General features: G+C 61.6%; 13 protein-coding genes and 1 pseudogene. 11 read left to right on the top strand and 3 right to left on the bottom strand.

The features are described 5' to 3' along the window. The first annotated feature begins 4 nt into the window (after positions 1 to 4). The 3 genes from GKZ67_RS00190 (at position 5) to GKZ67_RS00180 (ending at position 1,667) form a co-directional block, all read left to right on the top strand. Positions 5 to 931, top strand: a complete 927-nt coding sequence (locus tag GKZ67_RS00190) for a hypothetical protein (protein WP_173240585.1) — start codon at positions 5 to 7, stop codon at positions 929 to 931. An 80-nt stretch (positions 932 to 1,011) separates the two neighbouring features. Next, on the top strand, positions 1,012 to 1,254 hold the full coding sequence (locus tag GKZ67_RS00185) for a DUF6364 family protein (RefSeq protein ID WP_173240583.1): 243 nt from the start codon (positions 1,012 to 1,014) through the stop codon (positions 1,252 to 1,254). Next, the gene (locus tag GKZ67_RS00180; protein WP_173240581.1) at positions 1,251 to 1,667 is read left to right on the top strand and encodes a type II toxin-antitoxin system VapC family toxin; all 417 of its coding nucleotides are present in this window, start codon (positions 1,251 to 1,253) and stop codon (positions 1,665 to 1,667) included. The genes GKZ67_RS00185 and GKZ67_RS00180 overlap by 4 nt, the downstream gene beginning before the upstream one ends. A gap of 8 nt (positions 1,668 to 1,675) precedes the next feature. Here the strand turns inward: GKZ67_RS00180 and GKZ67_RS00175 are convergent, their stop codons facing one another. After that, positions 1,676 to 1,858 carry a D-alanyl-D-alanine carboxypeptidase gene (locus GKZ67_RS00175; RefSeq protein WP_173240579.1) on the bottom strand — a complete coding sequence of 61 codons (183 nt, stop codon included), beginning with the start codon at positions 1,856 to 1,858 and terminating at the stop codon, positions 1,676 to 1,678. Next, on the bottom strand, positions 1,855 to 3,141 hold the full coding sequence (locus GKZ67_RS00170) for a D-alanyl-D-alanine carboxypeptidase (protein ID WP_173240578.1): 1,287 nt from the start codon (positions 3,139 to 3,141) through the stop codon (positions 1,855 to 1,857). The genes GKZ67_RS00175 and GKZ67_RS00170 overlap by 4 nt, the downstream gene beginning before the upstream one ends. Positions 3,142 to 3,223: 82 nt before the next feature. Here GKZ67_RS00170 and GKZ67_RS00165 point away from each other — a divergent pair, with 82 nt between their 5' ends. Then, a complete protein-coding gene (locus tag GKZ67_RS00165; RefSeq protein ID WP_173240576.1) occupies positions 3,224 to 4,216 on the top strand; it encodes an alpha/beta hydrolase family protein in 993 nt (330 codons plus the stop codon). Positions 4,217 to 4,219: 3 nt separating this feature from the next. Here the strand turns inward: GKZ67_RS00165 and GKZ67_RS00160 are convergent, their stop codons facing one another. Continuing rightward, positions 4,220 to 5,764 (bottom strand): hypothetical protein, encoded by a 1,545-nt coding sequence (locus GKZ67_RS00160; protein ID WP_173240574.1) that lies wholly within the window; start codon positions 5,762 to 5,764, stop codon positions 4,220 to 4,222. Between the two features lie 167 nt (positions 5,765 to 5,931). Between GKZ67_RS00160 and GKZ67_RS00155 the strand changes: the two genes are divergently transcribed. The 7 genes and pseudogenes from GKZ67_RS00155 to ilvN all read left to right on the top strand — a co-directional run bounded on the left by GKZ67_RS00155 (position 5,932) and on the right by ilvN (position 14,742). Continuing rightward, positions 5,932 to 7,098: a 2-isopropylmalate synthase gene (locus GKZ67_RS00155; RefSeq protein WP_173240572.1), complete on the top strand. Its 1,167-nt coding sequence runs from the start codon at positions 5,932 to 5,934 to the stop codon at positions 7,096 to 7,098. A 225-nt stretch (positions 7,099 to 7,323) separates the two neighbouring features. Next, positions 7,324 to 8,693 (top strand): annotated as a pseudogene (gene leuC, locus GKZ67_RS00150) (3-isopropylmalate dehydratase large subunit). Continuing rightward, positions 8,693 to 9,289 (top strand): 3-isopropylmalate dehydratase small subunit, encoded by a 597-nt coding sequence (gene leuD / locus GKZ67_RS00145; RefSeq protein ID WP_173240570.1) that lies wholly within the window; start codon positions 8,693 to 8,695, stop codon positions 9,287 to 9,289. The pseudogene leuC and the gene leuD overlap by 1 nt, the downstream one beginning before the upstream one ends. After that, positions 9,283 to 10,398, top strand: coding sequence for a 3-isopropylmalate dehydrogenase (gene leuB / locus GKZ67_RS00140; protein WP_173240568.1), 1,116 nt, complete (start codon positions 9,283 to 9,285; stop codon positions 10,396 to 10,398). The genes leuD and leuB overlap by 7 nt, the downstream gene beginning before the upstream one ends. A gap of 242 nt (positions 10,399 to 10,640) precedes the next feature. Continuing rightward, a complete protein-coding gene (ilvD, locus tag GKZ67_RS00135; protein ID WP_173240566.1) occupies positions 10,641 to 12,362 on the top strand; it encodes a dihydroxy-acid dehydratase in 1,722 nt (573 codons plus the stop codon). Further along, the gene (gene ilvB, locus GKZ67_RS00130) at positions 12,325 to 14,070 is read left to right on the top strand and encodes a biosynthetic-type acetolactate synthase large subunit (RefSeq protein ID WP_173240564.1); all 1,746 of its coding nucleotides are present in this window, start codon (positions 12,325 to 12,327) and stop codon (positions 14,068 to 14,070) included. The genes ilvD and ilvB overlap by 38 nt, the downstream gene beginning before the upstream one ends. Positions 14,071 to 14,136: 66 nt before the next feature. Further along, on the top strand, positions 14,137 to 14,742 hold the full coding sequence (gene ilvN / locus GKZ67_RS00125) for an acetolactate synthase small subunit (RefSeq protein WP_173240562.1): 606 nt from the start codon (positions 14,137 to 14,139) through the stop codon (positions 14,740 to 14,742). Positions 14,743 to 14,839 lie beyond the last annotated feature (97 nt).

Here is a 14,839-nt window from a genome sequence, read left to right as displayed (position 1 = left end):
GCGCGTGGCTGGCCCCTTCACCGTCGAAACCCTGCAAAGCCTGAACCCGGTGTCGCCCGAGGAGCTGGAAGCGCCCGCGGAAGAGCTGGAAAGCCAGGCCCAGTTTGAGGGCCGGGTGTTTGCCGGCCTCACGGCCTCGGGCGTGCGCAACGGGGCCCGGAACGAGCAGGCCGTCTTCCTGCGCGTGGAGCGGCGCGCCTCGCCCGCCCTGCCCGCCGAGGGCTACAGGCGCGATGCCGGGGGCCGCGAGCGCAAAGCCTATTTCCTGCTCGGCCCGTGCTTCGGCACCGTGAGCAAAACCCAGGTCAACGAGGCCGTGAGGGAGTGCCGCCAGCTCGGCGACGCCGATTGGCTGGTGGTGCTGGGCTTCGCCTTCGACGATGCCATCGAAAACCGCGAGCAAACCACCAATGCCGGCACGTTTCAGGTCACGCGGGCGCGCATCGGCGAAGACTTATTGCAGGAAGGCTTGCTGAAGAAAGACAAGAAAGCCGCTTCGTTCGTCACCATCGGCGAGCCCGAGATTGCGCTGCTGCGCGACGCCGCCACCGGCACCGCCACCGTTGAAGTACAGGGCCTCGACATCTGGGACCCCATCAACAACCGCCTGGCCGCCCGCTCGGTCGAAGACATCGTCTACTGGAGGCTCGACGACGATTACGACGGCGCCAATTTCCTGGTGCGCCAGGTTTTCTTCTGCGGCGGCGAAAAGAACGAGTTCAAAAAGTGGCGCGCCCGGCTCGATGGTCAGGCCAGCGCCTCGGCCAAAAAGCAAGCCGAGCAAACCCTGCGCATCGAGCTGGACGAAGACGCCTGGGAGCGGCTCTACGGCTTCCGCTCGCATCCCATCGAGCTGCGGCCCGGCCGGCGCGTAGCGGTGCGGGTCATCAGCCAGTTCGGGGAAGAAAGCACCCGCGTGCTCACGCTGTAGCCGCGCCCGTACCTCGGCCGGCACCGGGCCGGGCCGAGCCGAGGTACGTATCTTAGTTTTTCAACCAGTATGCCTACCCAATGTCTCAAGTGGTAATTACCCTCGATGAGTCGCTGCTCAGCGACGCCGAAGCCTATGCCCGGCAGCACGGCCAGCCACTCGACGCGCTGGTGGCCGAGCTGCTGCAAGCCGCAGTGCGGCCACCAGCCCAGCAATCCTTAACAACTTTGGTACAAGAGCTTTATGGGTCGTTAAAAGCTCCCTCCGATTTTGATTACCGGGCCGAGTTGGGCGAGGCGCTGGAGCAGAAATATGGTCTATGAAGCATTACTTCGTAGATACCAACGTGCTGCTGGATTTTCTCATCCAGCGCGAACCCTTTGGCGCTGAAACACTACAGCTATTCGAAGCCGGCGCACGCGGCTTAGCTAAGCTATATGTTTCGAGTCTATCGTTCAGCCATATTTACTACGCGCTCCGCAAAACCAACCCTGCGCCCGAGCGCATTGATAAGCTCCTCAAGCTGGCCCGGCTGGTGCATATCATCCCGGTTGACCGTAACGTCCTCGAGGAGGCCCTACAGCTGGGGTTCGCCGATTTTGAGGATGGCATTCAGTATAGCGCCGCGCTGGCAGTCGCGGCAGTTGCAGCCATCGTAACCCGCGACCCCAAAGGCTTTTCTGCCAGCCAGCTACACGTGCTGTCGCCGGCCGAAGCACTTCGGCGGGTAACCTAGCCGGCGGCTCACAGCCGCGCCCGTACTTCGCCCAGCAGGCGCTGCATAGCATTGCGCGTGGCTTGGTCGTCGCCCGGAATACTGTTGTTGAAGAACGTAACGGCCACCAGGCGGCCGCTTTTGCAGCGTACGTAGCCGGCCAGGTTGCAGGTGTGGGTGAGCGTGCCGGTTTTGCCCCAAAACCACGTCACCTTCGGGGGCCGGGCTCGAAATAGCGGCGGCGCAGCGTACCGGGGCCGCCGCCCGCCGCCAGCAGGCTCAGCAGGCGCGGCTCGGGCAGCTGCTGGTGCAGGCGGCACAGCACCGCCGTAAGGGTGCGCGGCGTGAGCAGGTTCAGCCGCGACAGCCCCGAGCCATCTACCCAGTCGGGCCGGTCGGGCAGTGTCTTTAATTGATTTTTTACTATATACCGAATAACCCGCTGCCCGCTCAGCGAGTCGCGGTAGCCCACCTGCGTGCTGGTCATTAATAAAAGCTGCTCGGCCAGGAAGTTGTCGCTCACGCGCAACATGCGGCGGTAGAGCGAGTCGGCCCGCAGCCCGCGCAGCGTGCGGATGCTGTCGCGGCTCGGATGCGGGCGCCACGCCGTGCCCACAATGGCCCGGCGCAGCGTATCGCCCAGCAGGCGCAGCAGCAGGGTACGGCTGGTGCGGTACGGCACCTCATCCACCCAGCGCTTACTGCCGGGCACGTAGGTAAAACGGTTTTCGAGCGGCGCCCGAAACACGTGCATCTCGTCATCCTGGTCGGGCGAGAGGCGAAAGCCCTCACCGGCCGGTCCGGTCAGCGGAGCAAATGCGCGGGGCAGCACCCGCACCCGCTGCACCACCGGCGCTACGGCCGCCAGCCCCGAGCGGTGCGTTGCCAGTGGCGCGGCCGCGTAGAACCGCACCGTGTTGCCAAACACCGGAAAGGCCGTGCGCTCGGGCTGGAAGTAGTAGTTGAAATCATCCCAGGCCCAGCTGGGGCCATAAGCCGGCACGCAGGCAATATCGCAGTAGGCTACTATCTTCTCGGGTCGGCTTGCCAAAAAGGCGTAGGCCCGCCGCGAAGGCACGTCGCCGTGCAGAAAAGTAGGGTCGCCGGTGCCCTGAAAAAACAGCGTGTCGCCCCGCGAAAAGTAGCGCAGGCTGGGCAGCGAATCGGGCAGCAGCGTAAGGCCGGCGTACAGGGTCAGCAGCTTCATGGTGCTGGCCGGCGTAAAGTATTTGGCCTCGTTGTAGCCAAACAGCGGCGCGCCGGTATTGGCATCGGCCAAAGAAACCCCCACCTGCTGGCGGCGCAGCGTGGCGCTGCTATCGAGCAGCTGGCGCAGCCACGGCATATCGGCTTTACCGGTGGCCGAATCAACGACTACGGCCGGCGGCGTAGCTGGCTTAGTGGTTTGCCCGCAGGCGGTAGTGAGCGAGAGCAGCAACAGCGGCAGCAACGAGGCGTAGCGACGCGCCCGGCAAGTGGCAAAAGAAGTAGGCATAATGGGCACGGACGCAACGTAAGCAGGCAGCAGGCAGTCTTTAGCTCCACAATAGAGCAGTACTTTTATTTCCCGAACCGCTTTGCGAAAGTTACTACCGCTACTCGTACTGCTGCTCGGCTCCTTCGCTGGTTTCGCCCAGCCAAAAACGCCCGCCGACTTCGGCTACCGCCACTTGCGCATGCGCTACCAGCGCGATACAGTAGACATTCTGGTACTCTCGAAAAAGGGCGAGGAGCTAACGCGCAAGCCTGTATTCTTGTTTGTGCAGGGCTCGACGCCGCAGCCCGTCATCATGTATGATGAGCGCGGCGCTTTCCCCATGCTACCCTTCGAAATAGATACGCTGCTGACACGCTATCATTTCGTTGAAATCAGCAAGCCGGGTATTCCCGTAATTGCCCACACCAAAAGTCTGACGCCCGGCTACGCCTATCTCGACCCCAAAACCGGCCAGGCCCCGCTAGCCTACTGCCAGCGTAACTACCTCGGCTACTACGTGGCCCGCGACGCGGCCGTGCTGCGCTACCTGAGCCGCCAGCCCTGGGCGCAGGCCGATGAGATAACGGCGATGGGCCATTCGGAAGGCAGCAACGTGGTGGCCCGGCTGGCGCGGCACCCCGGGCCGCTGCGCCGCGTGGTATACCTCAGCGGCAGTCCGCTGGGCCGCATGCTTACCGTTATTTCCGGCAACCGGCAAGAGGCTGATTCTGTGGGCGCCGAGAACAATTTTACCTTCTGGAAAGAGATAGTGGCCCGCCCCCAGGAAAACAACTGCCTGGGCGACACGCATCTGCTGGTATCTTCGCTGTCGTCTACCCAAACGCCGCTCGACGATTTTTTGCACAGCAAAATCCCCGTTTTCGTGGGCTACGGCACCCGCGACCGCTCGGCTCTGCTCGAGGATTATATGCGCCTGGAAATGATACGGGCCGGCAAAACCAACCTCACGTTTCGCGCTTATCCCGAACTGGAGCACAACTTTATGGGCTTCACCAACGGCGTAGTAGACCAGAAGAAATGGAACTGGGACCGCGTGGCCCACGACTTTTTCGCCTGGATGAGAACCCACTGAATCTTACTTCAAGGTCAGAAATTTCTGCTGCATCACCTCCTGCACGGTGCGGCCCGAAATCTTGCTTTCGAGCCAGGAAATAATGTCGAAATAGAGAAAAGGCCGGCGGTCGAAAGGTTGGGCGGCTATCTCTTCGAGCCTGGCTTTCAGACGAACAAACTCGTCGCGGAGCTGGCTGGGAGCCGCGTGGCCCACGCGCCGCAGAAACCGGAATACCTCCACCTGCATGGGCTGCTGGTCGTCCATCTTGGCCAGGAAGTGATACACCGAGCGCACCTGGTATTCCAGCTCGGCATCCTGGCCGGCCTCGAAGTGCGCCACCAGGTTGAGGATGCGGGCAAAGCACTGCAAGTCTTCGCGCAGGCTCAGGTCTTTGTGCTCGATAATGCGGTTCAGGTACTTGATGGCCTGCTGGTAGCTGCCACTGCCAAAATATAGACAAGCTATTTTATAGTAAAAAACCAATGTCCGGTGCAGGTCGAGCTGCGCCTTGTACTGGCCCAGCTGTTCCAGTAATTCAGGAATAATCTCGACGCCCTCCGTAAAGCGCGCCTCCATAAAGCAGGCATTAAGCCGGTTGGTCCAGATGTACTGAAAGAGTAGAATCTCGGTATTGGGCGTGGCGCGGCGCGTCTGGTTGGCGGCAAAGTCTTCCAGGGTTTGCAGCACCTCCATAAAGCGGCTGTAGTACAGCATATTGAAAAGCGAAGCCAATACATTGTGCAGGCCTTTGATGTAGAGCATGGTCTGGCTCTCTTTCAGATGCGGCGCTTGCTCAAACAAATCGACCCACTTCTGGGCGTAGCGGTAGCAGGAACGAAAGTCCTGGTTGATAGTATGATACCAGACGTGTGCCTGATAAAAGTACAGCTTCTCCCAAAACCCGCTGGCCCGCCCGAGCTGCGCCGGCAGATGCGCCCGAAAATAGGCCGTAAAGCGCTCGTGGTCGGCCTGGTTGCGGGCGTGGCCGGCTTGCAGATACAGCCCGTAGAGCCGTAGCGAAGCGTTGGACAGCGCGTGCTGCTGGCTGAGGTGGGCGGCGGTGGCCGTGGCCTCGGCCGCCAGCGACTCGGCCCGGCCCTGCAAGCTGCGCGTGATGTACTGCGACTCAATAAGCTTCTCAAAATCAATGGCCAGCAAGGCTACGTGAGGCATTTCGGCCTGTTGGGCCGCCAATTTTACCCTGGCCAGCATGCGCAGGCTTTGCTGGTAAAAGCCCTTGTTGTAGAGCACACGGGCGTAGTCGAGCTGCTCGTGCAGCTGAATATCAATATTCTGGCCCGCGTGGTAGATGCGCAGGCTGCCCAGCAGCTGCTTGTACAGGTTGGCCTTGAGGTTGGCCAGCTGTGCCCGCTTCAGGGCCGGCACCTGGGTCAGCACGCGCTCCTCGTCGGGCTGCTCCTGGGCATCGAAGGCATCGAACAGCTGAAGGAATTTCAGGCCATCCGTGGAGCCCTGCCGATTGGTAAACAGTCGAAAATGACGCTTTTCTGACTGCGTCAGCGATTTTATCAGCTGAAAAACGGGGTCGCTACTCTTGGTAGGCATTGTAAAATAATTTTAGTTAACAATCTATTTTACAGTTTTTTATCTAAAAAAGGAATCAGCTTGGAAATCATAAAAAACAACAAAACTTGTTTTTGCGGCCCGGCAGCAGCTTGGTACTTGCAGTGCAATTACAGCGAAAGCCTCGCTTGGGCGGGCTCTCTACCTCTATGGCAACGCACAACATCCAGATTTTTGACACCACGCTGCGCGACGGCGAGCAGGTGCCCGGCTGCAAGCTAAACCAGCAGGAGAAGCTGGTTATTGCCCGGCAGTTGGAGGCGCTGGGCGTTGATGTAATTGAGGCCGGCTTCCCGGTATCGAGCCCCGGCGACTTTGCCGCCGTGGCGGCCATTGCGGCCCAAACGAAGGAAGCTACCGTGTGCGGCCTCACACGCGCCGTGGAAAACGACATCCGGGTGGCGGCCGAGGCATTGCGCTCGGCGCGCCGGCCGCGCATTCATACCGGCATCGGCACGTCGGAGCTGCACATTCAGCAAAAGCTGCGTACCACGCAGGCAGATGTGCTGGAGCGGGCCGTGGCCGCCGTCAAGCTCGCCAAAAGCTTTGTGGAAGACGTGGAGTTTTACGCCGAAGACGCCGGCCGCACCGACAATGAGTTTCTGGCGCGGGTGTGCGAGGCGGCCATCGCGGCCGGGGCCACGGTGCTCAACATCCCGGACACCACCGGCTACTGCCTGCCGCAGGAGTACGGCGCCAAAATAAAGTACCTCTACGAGAACGTGAAAGGTATAGAAAAGGCTATATTATCGACGCATTGCCACAACGACCTCGGCCTGGCCACCGCCAATTCCATCGCGGGAGTTAGCAACGGCGCGCGCCAGATTGAGTGCACCATCAACGGCGTGGGCGAGCGCGCCGGCAACACGGCGCTCGAAGAAGTGGTGATGATTTTGCGCCAGCATCCTTACCTCAACCTCACTACCGGCGTGCAAACCAAGCTGCTGGCCGAAACGTCGGCCCTGGTTGCGCACCTCATGAGCATGCCCGTGCAGGCCAACAAAGCCATTGTGGGGGCCAATGCCTTCGCGCACAGCAGCGGCATCCACCAGGATGGGGTGATTAAGTGCCGCGAAACCTACGAGATAATTGACCCCAAAGAGGTCGGCGTGGTCGATTCCAGCATTGTGCTCACGGCGCGCTCGGGCCGCGCGGCCCTCGCCTACCGCCTCCAGAAGCTGGGCTACCACCTGGAGCGCCCGGCGCTTAATACGGCCTATGCCAGCTTCTTACAGCTTGCCGACCGCCAGCGCGAAGTATACGACCACGACTTGCATAGACTCGTGGAACAGGAAAAACCAGTAGCTGTCGGCTGATGGGCTAAGGAAGCGGAGCGGCAGGCGCTGCCAGTGGGTGGGAGCAGGGAAGTCAGGGGGTCGGGTTAAAACCCCAATAACACCGCTCTTTCACAACCTTAACACGACCAAAACTTCCCCCTGCTGCTTCACTTCCTTAGCCTTTTGGCCGACACTGCTAGTGCCTATTCATTCGGTAAACTATCCTATCCTTATCCCCACAATGCCCGCACGCTAGTCGATAAAATCTGGGATGCTCACGTTGTCCGCTCCATCGAGAGTGGACTCGATGTAGTGTACATCGACCGCCACCTGATTCATGAGGTAACCAGCCCGCAGGCGTTTGATGAGCTGGCCGCCCGCCAGCTGCCGCTGTTCCGCCCCGGCCGGCTGTTAGCCACCGCCGACCACAACGTGCCGACCCTGAACCAGCACCTGCCCATTGCCGAGCCGCTTTCGCGCTCACAGGTCGATAAGCTGACCGAGAACTGCCAGAAGTACGGCATTGAGCTGTACGGGCTGGGCCACCAGCGCCAGGGCATCGTGCACGTTATCGGCCCGAGCTGGGCCTGACGCTGCCGGGCACCACCATCGTGTGCGGCGACAGCCATACCTCCACGCACGGCGCCTTCGGCGCGGTGGCCTTTGGCATCGGCACCAGCCAGGTAGCGCAGGTAATGGCCTCGCAGTGCCTGCTGCTGAGCCGCCCCAAGCGCATGCGCATCTCGGTAGAAGGGGAACTGCGGCCCGGCGTAACGGCGAAAGACCTGATTCTCTACGTTATCGCGCAGCTCGGCACGGGCGGCGCCACCGGCTACTTTGTGGAATACGCAGGCAGCGCCGTGCGCAGCCTGAGCATGGAAGGCCGCATGACCGTCTGCAACATGAGCATCGAGATGGGCGCGCGCGGTGGCCTCATCGCCCCCGATAGCACCACGCTGGCCTACGTGGAGGGCCGGCCCTTTGCCCCCAAAGGCACGGCCTGGCACGACGCCGTGGCCTACTGGCAGACGCTCTACTCGGACGCCGACGCTACGTTTGAAGCCGAGCACACCTTCGCAGCGGCCGATATCACGCCCATGATTACCTATGGCACCAACCCCGGCATGGGCATTGCGCTCACCGGCCACGTGCCGAGCGAAGTGCCCGCCGCAGAGGCCGAAAGCTTTGATAAATCGCTCAGATACATGGGTTTCGAGCGGGGCGAATCGCTGCTGGGCAAGCAGATTGACTACGTATTCATCGGCAGCTGCACCAACTCGCGCATCGAAGACCTGCGCGCCGTGGCCGCCTACGTGCAGGGCAAGCAGAAGGCCGGCCACGTCGAGGCCATCATCGTACCCGGCTCCAAGCTGGTGGAGCAGCAGGCCATTGCCGAAGGCATCGACAAGATTTTTGCCGCCGCCGGCTTCGAGCTGCGTGAGCCCGGCTGCAGCGCCTGCCTGGCCATGAACGAAGACAAGATTCCGGCCGGGGCCTACTGCGTGGCCACTTCCAACCGCAATTTCGAGGGGCGGCAGGGACCGGGCTCGCGGACGCTGCTGGCCTCCCCGCTGGTGGCGGCTATTACGGCCGTGCAGGGCCGCATCGTGGACATTACGCAGTATTTGAACTAATGGAAAAATTTCAAACGCTGCGCACCACGGCCGTTCCGCTGCCGCTGGAAAATATTGATACAGACCAGATTATTCCGGCCCGCTTCCTGAAAGCCACCACCCGCGAAGGCTTCGGCACCAACCTGTTTTGCGACTGGCGCTACCAGGCCGACGGTTCGCCCAGGGCCGGCTTTGTACTGAACAACCCGCGCTACCAGGGCCTGATTCTGGTAGCCGGCAAGAACTTCGGCTGCGGCTCCAGCCGCGAGCACGCCGCCTGGGCGCTGTACGACGCGGGTTTTCGGGTAGTTATTTCGAGCTATTTCGCCGATATTTTTCGGGGCAATGCCCTGAATACCGGCCTGCTGCCCCTGCAGGTGAGCGACGAGGTGCTGGCCCGCCTGCTGGCCGGTATCGAGGCCGACCCGCACTTAGCGCTGGTGGTGGATTTGCCCTCCCAAACGCTGGCGGTGCCGGCCTGGGGCGAATCATTCGGCTTCGACATCGACCCCTATAAAAAAGAATGCCTGCTTAACGGCTACGACGACATCGACTTTTTAGTGAATCAGAAACCGGCCATTGAGGCCTTTGAAAAACAACGCGCGTGGACATGGTAATCAAAAAAATAGCGTTGCTGCCCGGTGATGGCATCGGGCCGGAAGTCTGTCGGCAGGCCGTGAAAGTGCTCGACGCCGTGGCCGAGCGCTTCGGCCACCGGTTTGAGTTTACCTCGCACCTAGTAGGGGCCTGCGCCATCGACGCCACCGGCAACCCGCTGCCCGACGAAACGCTGGCCGCCTGCCGGGCCGCCGACGCGGTACTGTTCGGCGCCATCGGCGACCCCAAGTACGACAACGACCCTACCGCCCCGGTGCGCCCCGAGCAGGGCCTGCTGCGGATGCGCAAAGAGCTGGGCTTATTTGCCAACATCCGCCCCGTTACGGCCTACCAGGCGCTGCTGAAGCACTCGCCCCTGAAAGCCGACCGCATCGAAGGCACCGACTTAGTGATTTTCCGCGAGCTGACGTGCGGCATCTACTTCGGCGAAAAAGGCCGCACGGCCGATGGCACAGCCTACGACCACTGCACCTACTCGCGCCCCGAGATTGAGCGCATCGCGCACCTGGCGTTTCAGGCCGCCGCCGGCCGGCGCCAGCACCTGACGCTCGTCGACAAAGCCAACGTACTGGAAACCTCACGCCTGTGGCGCGAAGTGGTACGCGACTTAGCTACCGACTACCCTGAAGTGACGGTCGACTACCTCTTCGTGGACAACGCCGCGATGCAGCTGATTACCAACCCCCGGCAGTTTGACGTGGTGCTGACCGAGAATATGTTTGGCGATATTCTCTCCGACGAAGCCTCGGTGATTGCCGGGTCGATGGGCCTGCTGCCTTCGGCCTCGGTGGGCGCGGCCGTGGCGGTGTTTGAGCCCATCCACGGCTCTTACCCGCAGGCCAAAGGCCAGGGCATTGCCAATCCGCTGGCGGCTATTCTCTCGGCCGCCATGCTCCTCGACCATCTGGGCCTGACCGACGAAGCGGCCCTGGTGCGCGAAGGGGTAGATGAAGCCATAAGCAACAATATATTAACGCCTGAGCTGAACGGCACGGCGCCCTACACCACCGAGCAGGTGGGCAGCTACGTGGCCTTCTGGGTTGCCGACTCCAACGAGCAACAGTGGAACGCCCACAACATTGCCGTGGGCATCAGCACGATTATTTAACTGTAGCGTGGACTCTGCGAGTCCGCGCGTTGAACGACCTACCCGCTACCACGCGCGGACTCACAGAGTCCACGCTACTACCCGCCATGCGCCCTATCCTGCTACCCTTTATTTCCGTGGTCATTCTTCTTACCCTCACGGGCTAGCAGGTAGTTCTTACCCGAAAGAAAACCTTCCTAGGCCCGCAGCTCAGGAAGGTTTTTTTAGGGCCCGCCAGCTTTTCTTTTTATTAGCTTAACGCTATGACTCTCAATAAATTCAGCCGCATTTATACCCAGGACGACAGCTTGCCGGCCTCGCAGGCCATGCTCATCGGCGCGGGGCTGTCGGACGCGGATTTGCGCAAGCCGTTCGTGGGTATCTGCTCGACAGGCTTCGAGGGCAACACCTGCAACATGCACCTCGACGGGCTCGCTAACGAGGTAAAGCGCGGCGTGGCGGCCCAGGGCCTGGTGGGGTTGCGCTTCAACACCATCGGCGTGAGCGATGGTATCACGAACGGCAACGCCGGCATGCGCTACTCGCTGGTTTCGAGGGAGATAATTGCCGACTCGATTGAGGCGATGGCCGGGGCGCACTACTACGACGCGCTGGCCTGCGTGGTAGGCTGCGACAAAAACATGCCCGGCGCGCTCATTGCTATGGCGCGCCTCAACCGGCCGGCGCTGATGGTGTACGGCGGCACCATCCGGGGCGGTGAGTTTAAGGGGCAGCAGCTCAACATTGTATCCTGCTTTGAGGCCTATGGCAAAAAAGTGAACGGGCAGATTTCGGAGGAAGACTACCAGGGTATTATCCACCATGCCTGCCCGGGGCCGGGCGCGTGCGGCGGCATGTACACCGCCAATACGATGGCCGCCGCTATCGAAACACTGGGCCTGACGGTGCCCGCCTCGTCGTCGCTGCCCGCCGAAAGCCCCGCCAAGCTACAGGAATGCCTCGCCACCGGCGCCTACCTGCGCCGCCTGCTGGAGCTGGACCTTAAGCCCCGCGATATCCTGACTAGGGAGGCATTTGAGAACGCGCTGGTCGTGATAACGGTGCTCGGCGGCTCGACCAATGCCGTGCTGCACCTCATCGCCATTGCCCACGCGGCCGGCGTGAAGCTGACGATGGAAGACTTTCAGGCCGTGAGCAACCGCGTGCCGGTGCTGGCCGACCTCAAGCCCAGCGGCCAGTACCTGATGGAGGATTTGTCGAAGCTGGGCGGCGTGCCGGCCGTGCAGCGCACCCTGCTCGACTACGGCCTGCTCCAGGGTGACCTGCTGACCGTGACCGGCCGCACGCTGGCCGAAAACCTGGCCGACGTGCGGCCCCTCGGCCCCGGTCAAAACCTACTGCGCCCCCTGAGCAACCCCATCAAGGCCGACGGGCACATTCAGATGCTCTACGGCAATCTGGCCAGCCGGGGCGCGGTGGCGAAGATTACGGGCAAGGAAGGGCTGCGCTTCGAAGGCCCGGCAATAGTCTTCAACTCGGAAGAAGAGCTGAATGAGGGCATCAGGCACCACAAAATCAAGGCCGGGCAGGTGGTCGTGATTCGCTACGTGGGGCCGAAAGGCGGGCCGGGTATGCCCGAAATGCTCAAGCCGACCTCGGCCATTATCGGGGCCGGGCTGGGCGATAAGGTGGCCTTGGTAACGGACGGACGCTTTTCGGGCGGCACCCACGGCTTCGTGATTGGGCACGTCTGCCCCGAGGCCTACGACGGCGGCGGCATCGCCCTGGTGCAGAACGGCGACTGGGTCGTTATCGACACGGCCAACAACACGATAGACATTCAACTTTCTGAATATGAGCTGGAGGCTCGTCGGGCGGCCTGGCGGCGGCCCCCGCTGCCGGCGCGCCAGGGCGTGCTGCTCAAGTACATCCGCACCGTGAGCGACGCCAGCCACGGCTGCATCACCGATTTACTCGAAGAAGCGTATGTTCCAGAGCCCGCTCTCCGCCCCGCAGGCCGCTAGCCCGCCCCGGCCTACGCTCGCGCCCATCTCGGGTGCGGTAGCCACGCTGCAAGCCCTGGTGGCCGAGGGTGTGGACACGATTTTTGGCTATCCCGGCGGGGCAATTATCCCGATTTACGACGCGCTCTACGACTTTACCACCCAGCTCAACCACGTGCTGGTACGCCACGAGCAGGGCGGTATTCATGCGGCGCAGGGCTATGCGCGCGCTTCGGGCCGGGTGGGCGTGGTGCTGGCCACGAGTGGGCCGGGTGCCACCAACCTCGTCACGGGCCTGGCCGATGCGCTGATTGACAGCACGCCGCTGGTCTGCATCACGGGGCAGGTATTTGCGCACCTGCTGGGCTCCGATGCGTTTCAGGAAACGGATATCCTCAACATCACGACGCCCATTACGAAGTGGAACTACCAGGTAACCAAGGCCGAGGAAATTCCGGAGGCCCTGGCTAGGGCCTTCTACCTTGCCCGTAGCGGCCGGCCGGGGCCGGTGCTGGTGGATATTACCAAGAACGCCCAACAGCAGCTGTTCGACGCGCCGGCGTATGCGCCCTGCACCCACATTCGCAGCTACCGGCCGGCGCCGGTGGTACGGCCTGCCTACGTCCGGCAGGCCGCCGAGCTGATAAACAGCGCCCAGCGGCCGTTTATCCTCTGGGGCCAGGGCGTGGTGCTGGGCTCCGCCGAGGTCGAGTTTCGGGCTTTCGTGGAGAAAAGCGGTATTCCGGCGGCCTGGACCATCCTGGGTGTGGGCGCGCTACCCACCGGCCACCCGCTCAACGTGGGTATGCTGGGTATGCATGGCAACTACGGGCCCAATGTGCTCACCAACGAGTGCGACGTGCTGATTGCCATTGGGATGCGCTTCGACGACCGCGTAACCGGCCGCCTCGATAAGTACGCCCGGCAGGCCAGGGTTATTCACCTCGACATCGACCCCACCGAGATTGACAAGAACGTGCCAGCCACGGTGCCGGTGTGGGGCGACTGCAAGGAAACCCTGCCCCTTCTCACGGCGCTGGTCGAGCCCCGCACCCACCCCGCCTGGCTGGCCCGCTTCCACGACTACACAGCGCAGGAAATCGACGCCGTGATTCGTGAAGAACTGTTCCCAACGTCGGAGGAGCTGACGATGGGCGAAGTGATGCAGCAGCTTAATGAACTCTCTCAGGGCGAGGCTATTATCGTGTCCGACGTGGGCCAGCACCAGATGGTAGCCTGCCGCTACGCCCGTATGAACCACCCGCGCAGCCACGTGACGAGCGGCGGACTGGGCACCATGGGCTTTGCCCTGCCGGCGGCTATCGGGGCCAAGCTGGGGGCGCCCGGCCGCGTGGTGGTAGCCGTTATTGGCGATGGCGGCTTTCAGATGACCATCCAGGAGCTGGGCACTGTTATGCAGACGGGCGTGGATGTGAAAATCATCATTCTCAACAACCAGTTTCTGGGCATGGTACGGCAGTGGCAGGAGCTGTTTCACCAGCGCCGCTACTCGTTTGTGGATATCCAAAGCCCCGATTTTGTGGCCGTGGCGAAGGGTTACCACATCGCCGGCCAGCGCGTGGATGCCCGCGCCGACCTGCGTCCGGCCCTGGAAGAGATGCTGGCTCACCCTGGCTCGTTTCTCCTTGAGGTAATGGTAATGAAGGAAAACAACATCTTTCCGATGGTGCCGCAGGGGTGCAGCGTGGCGGAAATCCGGCTGCGGTAAAACACGCAAAAAGAACGTTATGCAGAGCACAGCGAAGCATGACGCTCTACATCAGATAATAAGCTTATGAGCCACGCCCCCGCCGCCCGCCAGGAATACAACATCACCGCCTACACCGAAAACCAGGTTGGACTGCTCAACTGCATTGCCATCATCTTTTCGCGCCGTAAAATCAACATCGAAAGCCTCAACGTGTCGCCTTCCGAGATTGAAGGCATCCACCGCTTCAACATCGTGATTGCAGAAACGGAGGAAATTGTGCACAAGCTCGCCAAGCAGATTGAGAAGCAGGTAGAGGTGCTGAAAGTGTATTTTAATCCCAACGCCGACGTGATTTGGCAGGAGATGGCGCTCTACAAGGTACCCACCGACGTGATTGCCGAGAAAGCCCTCGTCGAGCGCCTGCTCCGCGAAAACGGGGCCCGCGCCGTAGTCATCCGCAAAGACTATACGGTATTTGAAACCACCGGCCACCGCGAGGAAACCGACAGCCTCATCCGGGTTTTGCAGCCTTACGGCCTCATTGAGTTTGTGCGCTCGGCGCGCATTGCCATCATCAAGGCCAGCGATGGCTTTCACCACAAGCTCCGGGAGTTTGAGCGCCGTGAGCCCGGCGAGGTGGTGGCGGAAAACGAATTTCTGAACGACCGAGAGCAGGTTTTTACCATGTAGCGCGGACTTTAGCTACGCTGACTTTCAGTTCAGTCCGCGGCCCACCCGATGTAGTTAAGACACCTTTTTTCACTCAACTCGCGGATTGAAAGTCCGC

It is taken from the genome of Hymenobacter sp. BRD67, from assembly GCF_013256425.1.
In the GTDB taxonomy this organism is placed as follows: domain Bacteria; phylum Bacteroidota; class Bacteroidia; order Cytophagales; family Hymenobacteraceae; genus Hymenobacter.
This window is presented reverse-complemented; position numbering and strand designations above follow the sequence as displayed.